Annotated in this window: 13 protein-coding genes; 11 read left to right on the forward strand and 2 right to left on the reverse strand. The window is 58.3% G+C overall.

The features are described from left to right. Window positions 1-328: 328 nt before the first annotated feature. The gene (locus tag DC522_RS21155) at window positions 329-733 is read left to right on the forward strand and encodes a response regulator (RefSeq protein WP_245444400.1); all 405 of its coding nucleotides are present in this window, start codon (window positions 329-331) and stop codon (window positions 731-733) included. Between the two features lie 619 nt (window positions 734-1,352). On the opposite strand, the gene DC522_RS21160 is transcribed toward DC522_RS21155, so the two are convergent. Then, a complete protein-coding gene (locus tag DC522_RS21160; protein ID WP_165820238.1) occupies window positions 1,353-2,204 on the reverse strand; it encodes a S8 family serine peptidase in 852 nt (283 codons plus the stop codon). A gap of 1,274 nt (window positions 2,205-3,478) precedes the next feature. Between DC522_RS21160 and DC522_RS21165 the strand changes: the two genes are divergently transcribed. The 5 genes from DC522_RS21165 (at window position 3,479) to DC522_RS21185 (ending at window position 6,350) form a co-directional block, all read left to right on the forward strand. Further along, a complete protein-coding gene (locus DC522_RS21165) occupies window positions 3,479-3,970 on the forward strand; it encodes an RNA polymerase sigma factor (protein WP_116530612.1) in 492 nt (163 codons plus the stop codon). Between the two features lie 64 nt (window positions 3,971-4,034). Then, entirely contained in the window at window positions 4,035-4,769 is a 735-nt protein-coding gene (locus DC522_RS21170; protein WP_116530613.1) for an anti-sigma factor, read from the forward strand. Between the two features lie 145 nt (window positions 4,770-4,914). After that, entirely contained in the window at window positions 4,915-5,238 is a 324-nt protein-coding gene (locus tag DC522_RS37350; RefSeq protein WP_371680161.1) for a DUF1236 domain-containing protein, read from the forward strand. Between the two features lie 92 nt (window positions 5,239-5,330). Next, window positions 5,331-6,026, forward strand: coding sequence for a response regulator transcription factor (locus tag DC522_RS36145; protein ID WP_165820239.1), 696 nt, complete (start codon window positions 5,331-5,333; stop codon window positions 6,024-6,026). Between the two features lie 105 nt (window positions 6,027-6,131). Beyond that, window positions 6,132-6,350, forward strand: a complete 219-nt coding sequence (locus tag DC522_RS21185; protein ID WP_116530616.1) for a hypothetical protein — start codon at window positions 6,132-6,134, stop codon at window positions 6,348-6,350. 104 nt (window positions 6,351-6,454) lie between these two features. Here the strand turns inward: DC522_RS21185 and DC522_RS21190 are convergent, their stop codons facing one another. After that, window positions 6,455-6,862 (reverse strand): DUF1236 domain-containing protein, encoded by a 408-nt coding sequence (locus DC522_RS21190; protein ID WP_116530617.1) that lies wholly within the window; start codon window positions 6,860-6,862, stop codon window positions 6,455-6,457. Between the two features lie 646 nt (window positions 6,863-7,508). Here DC522_RS21190 and DC522_RS21195 point away from each other — a divergent pair. The 5 genes from DC522_RS21195 to DC522_RS21215 are packed head-to-tail and all read left to right on the forward strand — an operon-like array spanning window position 7,509 to window position 12,724. Continuing rightward, window positions 7,509-8,282: a DeoR/GlpR family DNA-binding transcription regulator gene (locus tag DC522_RS21195; RefSeq protein ID WP_116530618.1), complete on the forward strand. Its 774-nt coding sequence runs from the start codon at window positions 7,509-7,511 to the stop codon at window positions 8,280-8,282. A gap of 30 nt (window positions 8,283-8,312) precedes the next feature. Further along, complete coding sequence (locus DC522_RS21200) at window positions 8,313-9,122, forward strand: BtpA/SgcQ family protein (RefSeq protein ID WP_116530619.1); 810 nt, start codon at window positions 8,313-8,315, stop codon at window positions 9,120-9,122. A gap of 28 nt (window positions 9,123-9,150) precedes the next feature. Then, a complete protein-coding gene (locus tag DC522_RS21205; protein WP_116530620.1) occupies window positions 9,151-10,131 on the forward strand; it encodes an ABC transporter permease in 981 nt (326 codons plus the stop codon). Beyond that, entirely contained in the window at window positions 10,128-11,228 is a 1,101-nt protein-coding gene (locus DC522_RS21210; protein ID WP_116530621.1) for a M42 family metallopeptidase, read from the forward strand. The genes DC522_RS21205 and DC522_RS21210 overlap by 4 nt, the downstream gene beginning before the upstream one ends. Then, on the forward strand, window positions 11,228-12,724 hold the full coding sequence (locus DC522_RS21215; protein ID WP_116530622.1) for an FGGY-family carbohydrate kinase: 1,497 nt from the start codon (window positions 11,228-11,230) through the stop codon (window positions 12,722-12,724). Before DC522_RS21210 ends, DC522_RS21215 begins: the two co-directional genes overlap by 1 nt.

The raw sequence follows: 12,724 nt of genomic DNA on the forward strand, positions 1-12,724 counted from the left end.
CATGCCGGCCGGGGCTGCATACGCAAACAGCGGCCATCACGGACAGTCCGACATCGCGTTTTCACACGACCTCGGTCAAAGACCGTCTTCCAGCCGGCAATAGAATGGTCCGCTCGCCGGGCGAGTGCGGACCTTCGGTCTATGCCGCGCCATCAAGAGACATTCCAGTTCGCAGGTAGTATTTCGCGGAAGGCTGTTCACGAAACATAACCCAAGCGAGTTAGTAGCGAGCAGCGCGAGATCACCAGCCCACGGCAACAGGAACAAAGCGCCGTCGTTTGCAGTTCCCATCGGGACTCCTGATAGCCCCTCTGCCGAGAGCAACCGCATGTCCAGTTCTGCGCCCCGCATGGTGGTCCTCGTTGTCGAAGACGAACCCCTCGTGCGCATGTTTCTGACCGACTTCCTTGACGAGGCCGGGTTCAAGGTCTTCGAGGCTGTCAGTGCCGATGAGGCCTTAGCCCTCCTTCAAGCCCGACCCGACATCCAGGCAGTGGTCACAGATATTGAGATGCCCGGCTCGATGAACGGCTTGGAATTGGCGAAACTGATCCAAGAGCGCTGGCCTGGCGCAGGAGTGGTCCTCTCCTCCGGACGGGAGCGGCCCGGTTCGGATGATCTCTCAGAGAGAGTGGCGTTTGTGTCCAAGCCCTACCTCCCTGAGACGGTGATCCGGGTGGTTCAGCAGATGGCTACTCCTCAAGTGGTCGTGGCCTCCCCGGGTGCGGAATGAGCCAGCGCAGGTGCGAGCGGGAACGTAAGCGTAGCAATGGAGCGATTGGCCAGCTCACAATCGAGAAACAGATCTCACGGCTGCCCCATCAGCAAGACGTCCGCAATCGACGCGGCACAAGATGCCCGTGTAAGGGCCCATGTTCGGGGCATGCTCCTAGAGCCGTTTCCACTTGCGTGGAATCGGCTCTCTTCCTTGTTCTGCCGCATTTTCTGACGGCGAACCGGATCCACTTCGCCGGAAAATGCTCCTAAGGCTGAAACATTGTACTCACCTCCACGAGCAAAAGGCTGTGTAATTCGCAGAAGCCTATTCATTGAAGAGATCGTGGTATGGTGAACCACATCCCATCTCCACATCTGCCAAGATGGTAATCTTCCAAACATGTGGCTCCCACAGGAATTTGGTCCGCTTTCAAATGTGCCAAAAGACAACGTCTGCCAAAACAGCAGGGTTGCGCGACAGCATTATTCGTATCGTTGACCAATTGCCTTCACGTCCATTTCCTCGCGCCATTGCAGGAGGCTTCCCGATTGCGTTTAGGCGCACCACTGGTTACGGAGTCGGATAGAGAAGCTCACACAGGGGGCCAATCCGCCACTGATGGCGTCATTACGCTTCAATGTCTCGGTGTTTGAGGTGCAACAAGCGACGTATTGCCGGCCACGGGAATGGGTCCTGTTCCCGGCGCGGAACACAAGTTGGTCATCTGCACGAGACCGTACCCGAACGTGGAGTCACGCCCAGGAGCACCGAGATCCTGAGTGTTTTCCTGCAATCGTTTCTGCAGGTGCTCAACGTCCGTTTCAGGGTTCGTGGCTCGCAGCATCGCCATGGCGGCGGACACGAAGGGAACGGCATAGGACGTTCCGCTCTTTGCTGCGCTTTTGCCCTTCGGATGGGCCGTGCGGATCTCAACCCCCGGAGCCGCAAAGGCAACGTACGGGCCGCGGGTCGCGCGCTGGTAAGCGTTTCGCTGACGATCCACCGCCGTCACAGCAATGACGCCGGGATAAGCAGCCGGATAAGCCGGCTCGGCTCCTGCTCCATTGTTCCCGACTGCTGCAATCAGGACGATCCCCTGCCTGCGCGCGGCTTCTACCGCTATCCTGAGAACCTCGTTTGGCGGCCCTGACAGGCTGAGGTTGACCACCTTCACGCCACGATCTGCGAGAGCTTCCAGGGCACTGACAAGGGACACGACGTCTGCCCTGTCTGCCGTTCCGGGGCCCTTGGAGAAGGCATCAACAGCAATCAGTCTCGCCTGTGGGATTAGCCCGGGTGCCATACTCCCCGCCCGTCCGACGAGCAGCGCTGCGATAGCCGTGCCATGGTCGAGAGAGGAACTGCTGCCAGTGTCTTTGGAGACGTTCACCAACTCGATTGCCTGACCTTTGAGAGCCTCGTGATCAAGATCAATGCCAGTGTCGACAAGACCGATCAGCGGAGGCTCCCCACATGCCTCAACCACAGGCGGCGTCCAGCCGACGATAACGGAAGCCTCACAGCCAGGATCAGAACATGCAGGCACCTCTCCATCCGTATAATAGTACGAGTCCGTATCAGCCGACGCCTTGAGGTTGATTCTCCGTACGGTCCGCTGAGCCTCCCCGATGGACATGCCCTGGGGAACACTTATCCGAACGACTCGGGGAACGATTACTCCGCGCGTTTGGGATGTGATTTGGAGTCCGAACACCGCCAGTTGTGCCAAGTCCTGTTCAGAGAGGCCGGACGCTACGATCGAGTTTTGCGCTTGCCGGGGCTTGGACGGCGAACCGACCATCTCTACGCGATCTTTCGCAGTCGTGGCATTGGTGGGCTCTCCTGCGGATGACCGAGTTGCCGAGCCAGAGGCAATCTTTCCGTCACCACGGCTTACTCCAGCCTGCCTGGTTCGTCCGCTTCCGGCCATTGTGGGCGCTTTGCTCTTCTTGCCAGCTGCCGTGCTCCGTCCAGAAGCCGGAGGCTTAGCGCCTTTATTAGTACCAACGCGGGTCTTTCTCGCCTTATAGCCGCTCGAGGGCTTCCGCTCAGGCGCTAATCCGGCCTCTTTGCCCAGCCTGGTTGAAGCTCCCAATGCCTGCTCTTGTCTGCTCGAAACGCCCCCTGTGGAACTTCCACCAGTTCCACTATTGGAACCCGCGGAACCCGCACTGGCCTTTCCGGAATTCCCATTTCCGGCATTGCCACGGTTCCCGTTTTCGCTTCCAGCATTTCCCTGGGCGCCACCACCGCTGTTTCCGCCCTTACCACCCCCGTTCCCATTGCCGGAGGTGCCGTTGCCACCAGCGTTCCCATTGCCTCCCTTAGCGAAGGCGAGCGATGGCATAAGGTGAAGATCTGCAGATGAGCCATGGCCGAAGTGTAGTTGAACGGGTGCTGCAACAGCTACACCTCCGACGAGGATTAGAAGATATCGCCACCAACGTGTCATTATCCTTCCTCATGGCTCTTTCCGGCGTGCAGAGCCTTGATGAACTCGCATAAACCGGATGAGTTGAGATACATTGTTTCCCCACCATTCAATCGGATATCAGATGTCTCGCTCGCCGGGCATCCAAAAGGGCACCTCTCACGCGCGGTTACGCCAGTGCAGACCACTAAACCATAACGATACAATCCGATTTTATATCCGGTGTAGCGCCTCAATCAAAGTTGCCTTTCTACAATTGATGTAGATGTCGTCGGGAATAAAACGCTTCGAGATCCGTTCTTATGACCGAGAGGCGACGCGGAGCAGCAATGCCGACAGCCATTGGACAGCAACTTGTGGCACTTCTGCCACGGCTGAGGCGCTTTGCCTTGGTGCTCTGCCGTTCGCCGTCCTTGGCGGATGATCTCGTGCAGAGCGCTTGTGAACGCGCACTCGCCAACGCAGACAGCTGGACACCTGGGACGCGCTTCGATGCATGGGTTTTCCGTATCCTGCGCAACAATTGGATTGATCACCTGAGGCGATCGAGGACCGAGAGCATGAGTGAGGATGTAACGACCCAGACGGAAATCGTCGGCGATGCAGGTGAACAGCCGATCCTTAGCAAGCTGCTGCTGGCCGAGGTTCAGCAGATCATCAGCGCGATGCCGCCGGATCAGAGGGAGGTGCTGCTGCTCGTCTGCGTCGAGGATCTCGCCTACCGGGAAGCGGCCGAGGTTTTGGGTGTTCCGATTGGAACGGTGATGAGCCGCCTTGCGAGAGCGCGCAAGCGGCTTGTCGAAATGACGGCGGCGGCCTGACATTAACGGGAGCGATTGCGGATTAATGCCGATGGCACAACTTCACTTTAGCGATGAGATCCTTATGGCCTTCGCAGACGGAGAGCTTGACGAGCGGGTCTCTGCCACCGTCGAGCAGGCCATGGCGAGCGACCCGGCTATCGCCAAGCGGGTCGCCGAGTTTCTGCGCAGCCGACGGCTCATCAGGTCGGCATTTCCCGAGGAAACAGCCTTCGACGTTCCTCCTGAATTGAAGGCCGCCGTACAGGCTCAGATCGATCGCTTTGAAGAGCATGTCCACCCACAACCTCACCCTGAGTTCCGGGCCTTGCCGAATGCGCCTTTCTCGACAAGATGGCGGCGGCTCGGGATGGCGCTGGCGGCGAGCATCGCCTCGCTTGCACTCGCAACAGCCGGCTATCTGGCTGGGCGACAAAGTCTCCAGCCCCCCTCTCCCGGTCCAATCGCGCACCTTTCTACCCCTGAGATCAGCCATCTCCTCAGTGAGATCCAATCGGGGCAGGAGCAGGAATTATCCTTCGGACGGATACGCGTGATCTCGACATTCCGTATGGCCAATGGCTCCCTGTGCCGGGAGTTCAAGCTCAATGCTCCCTCTGGAACTTCGGATGCAGTCGCGTGTCACGCCAATGGCTGGATGATCACCTTTGCAGTCGCCTCGGCAGCAACGAGCGGTGCCTATCTTCCAAGCGGCGGAGCAGATCTCATGGCAAGCTACCTTCAGAATGCCGGCGCTGGCGAACCGCTTCTTGATGCGGCCGAGATTCAGGCGTTAAGCGAGACTCGGCCCCAGAGATGAGGCACGGCGATCATCCGCAATCGTGAAAATTACCAGAGCTATTGGAATAAGTCGGGCCGCCATCCGTTCTTCATACAGACAGCGAAGGAGGTCCACGATGCGGATACTACTCATCCTGATCATTGTCGCGTTTTCGCTGGGTGCAATGGCGACGTTTGAAGGGGCCAGCACGACTTCGCAAGCCTCCAGCGTCAAGGTGGCCTATGCACAGCCCGGGACTCTTACTGGAGCTGTCGCTGTGGTTCGAAAGATCAAGGCTCACCTGCCCGCCGACCGGAAAGCACAGGCATGGTCGGATCCTCCAGCGAACGGTCAGGGCATCCCACGTCTTGAAGTCGGTAACGTGCTTCCTGAAGGAGCCGAGCTGCACGTGGTCCCAAGGCACGAGTCCTACAGATACGCGATCGTCCAAGGACACCGGGTTATCGTTGACGCAGCTTCGCGCCAGATTGTCTATATCGTCAGATGATGAACCGCGCCGCATTACGCATACAATTGCTCTCTGAGAACTGCGCTATGGCCAGATTACTTGATCACGCCTATCAGGGACATGAGCTTGTTATGTCCACTGCAGAATCATGCATCACCAGAGTTCACATTTACGCCTCCTCCCTTCTTCGTACGGGAGTGGAGCAGATCCTCGATGGCACTCGCTTCATTGTGGTAGATCCTGCACTTCAGAGCCTTTCTCAGCCGTCGGCCTTACACAAACCGGCAGCGGAACTTTTCATCCTGGATGGGACAGATCGACCCAATGAAATCCTGGACCTGATCCCAGAGCTGAAGGCTCAGAATGCGGCGGCGCGGGTGATCGTTCTAGCTGATCACTTTGATATTCACGCCGTGGCGTTGGCTCGACACGCCGGAGCAAACGGCTTCTGTCTGACGACCAGCAGTCGTGACGTTCTGGTCCGTTCGATCGAGCTGGTCATGCTCGGAGAGATAGTTGTTCCGTCAGAGCTGGTCCTGGCGATGATCGAAGACAGCATACGCAGCATTAACTGCCCGCCCTGGCCAAGTCCTGAGAAGCTCATCAACGCTGCTCCGCGCAGCCCCCTTTCCAGTCGGGAACTTGAGGTGCTGGGCTGGCTGAGAGAAGGTGCACCAAACAAAGTTATCGCTCGCAGGCTTGATATGGCCGAAGCGACCGTGAAGGTCCACGTTAAGGCGATCCTCAGGAAGATAGGGGCCCACAATCGGGCCCAAGCGGCTATCTGGGCGGCTTATCACCTGCCGCTCGAGGCGGCCATCGAGTGAGTCGCGACGAGAACCTGACGACCAACTGCTTCAGAGCACTGCGCTGTATCGAGTGACTAAGACAAAAATCAACAAATCAACAGCACAACAGACTTAAGGGGCCCCATGCTTACTTACAACCTGTTCAAACATAAGGATGAAGCGGATTTGTATTGTGCCGTTCCAGAGGACAGGCCGGTACCAACGTTCCTGACAGCGGACAAGTGGGAATATGCAAGCTCGCTGGACATCAAGGCATTGTCTAACTTCGACCCCACCGCCAGCAGATCCGCAAGGGACAGTGACTTCTTCCTTTTCCAGTTAAGGACAGAAGCCGCCGCTTAATGACCGATACCGAGAATCCCTTCACCAGCATGCCGGCATAATACCGGCTCCCTACATGAAAGGGGCGGCCGCACGACCGCCCCCTCTATTCTGCAAAAGGTCGCTTAGCGAATAACCTGCACGATCTTGCGGGTGCCCGGCTCAACCAGAACCGGAGTGTTGTTCACCACGGTGTAGCGATAGCCCTTCACTTTGTACTCGGCAGGCACATCATAGAACGTCACGCCGGTTTCCGGCAGAACTGCACCTACGCGCACCTCTTCCCGATAGGTGTAGGACGGTACTTTTTGCGTCGTCACGTATTGACGAAACTCTGACTGCTGCTGGTCTGCAATACCGCCGGCGATCGCACCTGTGACACCACCCACCGCAGCGCCAACCGGGCCACCGACGATCGCGCCAGCAGCCGCACCTGTTGCGCCACCAGCTGCAGCTCCACCCGACTGTGCGAAAGCGGCTGCGGGAATGAGCGCTGCAAGGACAACACCAGCAAGAACGATCTTCTTAGACATGGATGACTCCAATATTGCATATCCGGGCTTGCTGCCCACCGTTGAATTAACCCCGGCTTATAGAAGTAGTTTCACGAGTCACTTGTATTTCACGGGTAATCTTTCGCATAAATTTCAACGTGAACGCAGTGTTAATACGATATTCATTGCGCGTTCAAATTCTGCAACATCGATTTTATTTCAACCAAGTGGCATTACACTACTAAACATAATCTCCAAGCATCCAAGAAAAACAGTCGGCGAAGCGCCTTTTGAACGCTCCGTCGATTCCTGACGTCGAAGCGGTAGAACTCTGACCCCGGTCGGGAGCAGTCTCGGACCTATCGGGCGCATCGGACGAGGCAACTGGTCGGTTCCGGCCAGGAGCGCTCTCGGACTTTCCTGGCGTCTCGGAAGAGGTTGCGGGCGGCTTGATCTAGCCCGGAGCAGCACCCAAAGAGCCGGGGACGCTGGCAGAGAAAACACTATTCATCCGTACAAATTATAAGGTCCCAAAAGTGCTCGACTTCCAAGCCATTATCGCCGCCCCCAACAGAACATTGTTCATTGCACCGACCTGCTCAACCGGTCGGGATTATCGCACGTTAGCGATTGACGTAGGGTAATCGATCAGTAACGATCAGGCTTCCCTTGGGGCAGGAGACCAATGAAGCAGGTTAAGACCCGATTTCCGCACGAGCGACAGCAGCAGATCTACGATCTCCTCGCTGAGCGGAAGATGTTGGGAACTGCCGAGTTGGCCAAGCTGCTCAACATTTCACTGCCAACAGTCCGGCGTGATCTGGCAACAATGGTACAAGCGGGTCTTCTTGCGCGCACCCATGGTGGCGCCGTTGCCGTTGGGTCGAGTGGATCGATGTCCGAGCCGCTTTTTCTCGAGAAATTGCGGCTCCGCCAAAACCTGAAGCAGCGCGTCGGAGCTGCCGCCGCCGAACTTGTAGAGCTTAACAAGGTTATTGTTATCGACTCCGGCACAACAGGGCTGGCTTTGGCCAGAGCCCTCGCCGGGCGTCCCGTCACCATTGTTGCGCTGGATCTGAAGGTTGCGGAGGCCGCCGCCACTGGTCAGACCGAAGTGTTGATCCCAGGAGGGCGGGTGCGCAACGGCTACTACAGCCTGGTGGGCAGTTGGAGCAGCTCGCTCTTGAAGGACATCAGAGCCGACATCTTCTTCATGGCGGCCGATGCGATCGACGAGACCGGCGTGACCAACTCCACGTTGGACGAGGCCGATGTGAAGCGCGCTGCCATGGCACAGGCAAAACGCACGGTCCTGATCGCCGACCATAGCAAGATCGGCACCCGGAGCTTCGTTCACGTTTGTCCGCTGGACAGGATCGACATGCTCGTCACAGACCGAGGCGCAAAAGCCGCGCTCCAACCCTATCATTCGCTATTTCGTGAAATCCGCCTTGTCTGAAGGCAGCATATACTTTGAGGAGAGACGATCTTGAGTAATTTCAAAAAATTGTTCGGCGACACTAAGCCGGTAATCGCCATGGTTCACCTGAATGCGCTGCCCGGCTCCCCGCTTTATGACCAAGAGGGCGGCGTCGAGGCGATCGTCGAGGCGGCCCGCAAGGATCTGAAAGCCCTTCAGGACGCCGATGTCGACGCCGTCATGTTCGGCAATGAGAACGATCGCCCCTATGAGCTCAAGGTTGATACGGCCTCCACCGCCACAATGGCCTACGTCATCGGATGCCTGCGTTCAGAGATCGAAAAACCCTTCGGCGTTAACGTTCTATGGGATCCCATGAGTTCGGTTGCATTGGCAGCCGCCGTCGGAGCCTCATTCCTGCGTGAGATCCTGACGGGCACCTACGCGTCCGACATGGGACCTTGGACGCCAAATGCCGGCGAAGCGATGCGCTATCGCAACCGGCTGGGACGGCCGGACATCGCCATGCTCAATAACGTCAGTGCGGAATTCGCCTATTCGCTTGATCGGCGCGAGCTGTCGGAGCGAGCCCGCTCGGCTGTGTTCTCAAGCATCCCGGACGCGGTTCTCGTATCGGGCGCCATCACGGGAGAAGCCGCGAACATATCAGATCTTGAGGCGGTAAAACGCGTTCTGCCGACCACACCCGTCCTAGCCAATACCGGAGTCAAGCATGAGACGGTCGCTGACGTCCTCAAGGTCGCTGACGGCTGCATCGTCGGCTCATCGTTCAAGGTCGATGGACATACCTGGAATCCTGTAGACCCGGCGCGCGCAGCCGAATTCATGCAGATCGCCAAGCGCGTACGGAAAGCCTAGTCCATCCGAAGTCCGAAGGGAGAACACGATGACACCGCGCGAGGACACGACACGATCCTATCTTATCGGATTGGGTAGCCTGACAGTCGCGGTGTTCGTGATGCTCAGCATTGCTACACCGAATTTCCTCACATTCGGCAATTTGAACTCTATGGGTTTTCAGTTTCCGGAGTTCGGGCTGCTGGCCCTTGCGGTGCTGCCTACCATGATCTCGGGAGGCATTGACCTCTCGGTCGTCGCCATTGCCAATCTGGCAGCGATCATTGCTGCTGTTGTCATGAAATCAGGTGGCGACTGGGGATGGCTCGCTGTTCCGGCTGCATTGGTCGTCGGAGTCGCGTGTGGGGCACTTAACGGCTTCCTGGTTGCCGTGCTGCGGCTGCCGCCGATCCTGGCAACTCTCGGAACCCTTCAGCTGTTCTCCGGGATTGGCATCGTCATCACGCGCGGCCCCGCAATTACAGGGTTGCCATCATGGTATCCGGAGCTCGGCATTGTATCGGTCTTCGGCATCATTCCCCTCCCCCTCATCGTATTCGCCTTGGTGGCGCTCCTCCTCGGAACTTGGCTCAGGGCAACACCCACGGGCGTTCGCCTCAGGCTTTACGGCAGCAACCCGGTTGCAGCTCGCTTCGCCGGCATCCGCGAGTCCTCGCTGATCTTCAGTATCTATTCCGCGTCCGGAATCATTGCGGCGCTTGCGGGCCTCGTGGTGCTGGCGCGGGTGAATTCCGCCAATGCTGATTACGGTGCGTCGTATCTCCTGCTCGTCATTCTGATTAACATCCTGGCCGGCGTCAGCCCATTCGGGGGATTTGGAACGGTCACGGGCGTGGTCCTGGCCGTCGTCCTCCTTCAGCTTGTTTCCAGTGGCCTCAACTTTCTCGCATTCAGTGCCTTCGCGCGCGATCTCTTCTTCGGTGGAGTGCTCGTTATCGTGATGTCCGTGCGAGTGCTCGCGGAGAGAGGCCGGTTCTCACTGCTTTTCAGAAAGGCCAAGACAATATGAAAGATCGCCTTCGATCCATTCTCGAGGAGCTGATGCTGATCCCTGGCCTGTCCGGTCACGAGGACCGAGTGCGCCGGGTGTTGTCAAAGCGTCTCGGCGAAATCGGGATCTCATCCCGTTCGGACAGGCTCGGCAACCTCATAGCCACCCTGGAGGGCGATCGCGGCGCACCCTCGGTGATGCTGTTCGCCCATACGGATCAGCTCGGCTTCGTGGTACGAAAGATCGAAAGCAACGGACTGGTCCGGATCGAGCGCCTCGGTGGGATCCCGGAAAAAGCTCTGCCGTCCCTGCCGGTCTTGTTCTGTGTTGGTGAGGGTCGAGACGTGAGGGGCATCTTCGCCAACAAGAGCCACCACGCGACTCCGGCCGAGGAGAAGTACAAGGTCGTCCCCTACGCCGATCTCTACATCGATGTCGGCTGCGACACCGCTGAGGAGGTCCGGGCGCTCGGAATCGATATTGGTACCCCTGTCGTCTATGAGCCTCGCGTCCTGCACCTCAACGAGAACCGAATGGCCGGAACCTCGGTGGACGATCGGGCGGGTTGCGCAGCCGTGTTCGAAACCGCCAGGGCTCTCAAGGGCATCGGATCTCGTCCGACCATTCACTTCGTTTTTGCAGTGCTCGAGGAATTTAACCTTCGCGGCGCTATGGTGGCTGCCCAAGCGCTGCGCCCGGATATAGCAATCCAACTCGACCTCGCGCTGACGAGCGACACGCCTGACATGGCTCACCGCGGAGAGGTGCGGCTCGGCGGCGGCCCGGCGATAAGCCTCTACAGTTTTCACGGACGCGGCACGCTGAACGGCACCATTCCGCATCCGGCACTGACTGAGCTCTTCGAAAAGACTGCTGCCGCAGAGAGAATTCCGCTTCAACGCACGGCCCACACTGGCGCTCTGACGGACTCGTCCTATGTCCAGCTTGTTGGTGAAGGCGTTGCATGCATCGATTTGTGTTTCCCGAGCCGTTACACGCACACCTCCCTCGAAGTTTGTGATCTCAGAGATCTTGAAAGTCTCGTCCACCTGCTCGTCGCGGCCATTCGAACGATCGGCCCCGATTACAGCCTTGATAGGGACAAATACACCTGATGCGGTACTATCTTGGCATCGATATTGGGACCTACGAGTCCAAAGGCGCCCTCGTTGACAGCGATGGGCAGATCGTAGCGACAGCGAGTCAATCACATCGCATGCAAGTGCCCCGGCCGGGCTGGGCGGAACATGATGCCGATAGGGACTGGTGGGGAGATTTCGTGACGATCTCCCGCTCGCTCCTCAGCCAGAGCCGTGTCGACCCCGCGCATATTCGCGCTATTGGCCCGAGCGGCATCGGCCCTTGCATGCTCCCGGTCGATGAAGCCGGAACACCGCTGATGAACGCGGTTCTCTACGGTGTCGATACCCGCGCCGTACAGGAAATCGAAGAACTCACCAAGACAATCGGGATCGAGCGTCTTCTGTCGGAGTGCGGGAACTCGCTGACGTCGCAGTCGGTCGGCCCGAAGATCCTGTGGCTGAAGCGGAACAGGCCTGAACTGTTCGCACGCACACACAAGATTCTGAACTCGTCATCGTTCCTTGTTCATAAGCTCACCGGCCGTTTCACGACCGATCACTATACCGCCTGCGGATCGACCCCTCTCTACTCGGCCGAGCGGTTGACGTGGGATGATTCCTACGCCGACCTGATTACCGGCCCGGAACGGTTGCCTGATCTTCTATGGACGACGGACGTTGCGGGAACTGTTACTCCCGCCGCAGCAGAGGCCACCGGCCTCGCGGCAGGCACGCCGGTCATCACCGGCACTGTGGATGCGGCGGCCGAAGCCGTCAGCGTCGGCGTTCTCGGCCCCGGCGAGATGATGATTATGTATGGCTCGACCATCTTCATCATCATGCTCACGGCCGAGCGGGTACGAGATCCTCGTCTTTGGTATTCGCCGTGGCTGTTCGAAGGTCAGCATGCCTGCATGTCGGGCCTCGCGACCAGCGGGACATTGACCCATTGGTTCCGTGAACGCTTTGCTGGTGAGCTCGATCCTGCCTCCGCGGTGGAGACCCTGGCCCGGGAGGCCGCACAATCACCGGCCGGATCTCATGGACTGATCGTTCTGCCGTATTTTTCGGGCGAGCGCACACCAATTCACGACCCACACGCCAAGGGGGTGATCTTCGGTCTCGATCTCACTCACAGTCGGGCGGATATCTATCGTGCCTTCCTTGAGGGCATTGCCTACGGCGTCAATCATATCGTCGAGACTTATGCCGAGGCAGGACAAAAGCCCACTGCGATTGAGGCCGTCGGTGGCGGCACCAAGAACCAGGTCTGGTCGCAAGCCGTGTCGGACATCACGGGCGATGAACAAACAATTCGCTCGCGCACCATCGGTGCCTCCTACGGCAATGCCTTTCTGGCCGCGGTCGCCATCGGCGACGTCCAGCGCGAGGACATTCGTCGATGGAACCCGGTCGAAAGGACGATCGAGCCGGATCGATCACTTGCGTCCGTCTATTCCCGTCAGTTCAACATCTACAAACGCCTTTACGCTCAGACGAAAGATCTCATGGCCGAGATTTCCGGCTGA

The sequence above is a fragment of the Microvirga sp. KLBC 81 genome (assembly GCF_003075415.1).
GTDB lineage: Bacteria > Pseudomonadota > Alphaproteobacteria > Rhizobiales > Beijerinckiaceae > Microvirga.

Excerpts from the sequence above, each read along its gene's own strand:
- DC522_RS21165 (WP_116530612.1), top strand. The coding sequence starts at position 3,479 with ATGCCGACAGCCATTGGACAGCAACTTGTGGCACTTCTGCCACGGCTG.
- DC522_RS21205 (WP_116530620.1), top strand. The coding sequence starts at position 9,151 with ATGACACCGCGCGAGGACACGACACGATCCTATCTTATCGGATTGGGT.
- DC522_RS36145 (WP_165820239.1), top strand. The coding sequence starts at position 5,331 with ATGTCCACTGCAGAATCATGCATCACCAGAGTTCACATTTACGCCTCC.
- DC522_RS21210 (WP_116530621.1), top strand. The coding sequence starts at position 10,128 with ATGAAAGATCGCCTTCGATCCATTCTCGAGGAGCTGATGCTGATCCCT.
- DC522_RS21215 (WP_116530622.1), top strand. The coding sequence starts at position 11,228 with ATGCGGTACTATCTTGGCATCGATATTGGGACCTACGAGTCCAAAGGC.
- DC522_RS21190 (WP_116530617.1), bottom strand. The coding sequence starts at position 6,862 with ATGTCTAAGAAGATCGTTCTTGCTGGTGTTGTCCTTGCAGCGCTCATT.
- DC522_RS21170 (WP_116530613.1), top strand. The coding sequence starts at position 4,035 with ATGGCCTTCGCAGACGGAGAGCTTGACGAGCGGGTCTCTGCCACCGTC.
- DC522_RS21195 (WP_116530618.1), top strand. The coding sequence starts at position 7,509 with ATGAAGCAGGTTAAGACCCGATTTCCGCACGAGCGACAGCAGCAGATC.
- DC522_RS21185 (WP_116530616.1), top strand. The coding sequence starts at position 6,132 with ATGCTTACTTACAACCTGTTCAAACATAAGGATGAAGCGGATTTGTAT.
- DC522_RS37350 (WP_371680161.1), top strand. The coding sequence starts at position 4,915 with ATGGCGACGTTTGAAGGGGCCAGCACGACTTCGCAAGCCTCCAGCGTC.
- DC522_RS21155 (WP_245444400.1), top strand. The coding sequence starts at position 329 with ATGTCCAGTTCTGCGCCCCGCATGGTGGTCCTCGTTGTCGAAGACGAA.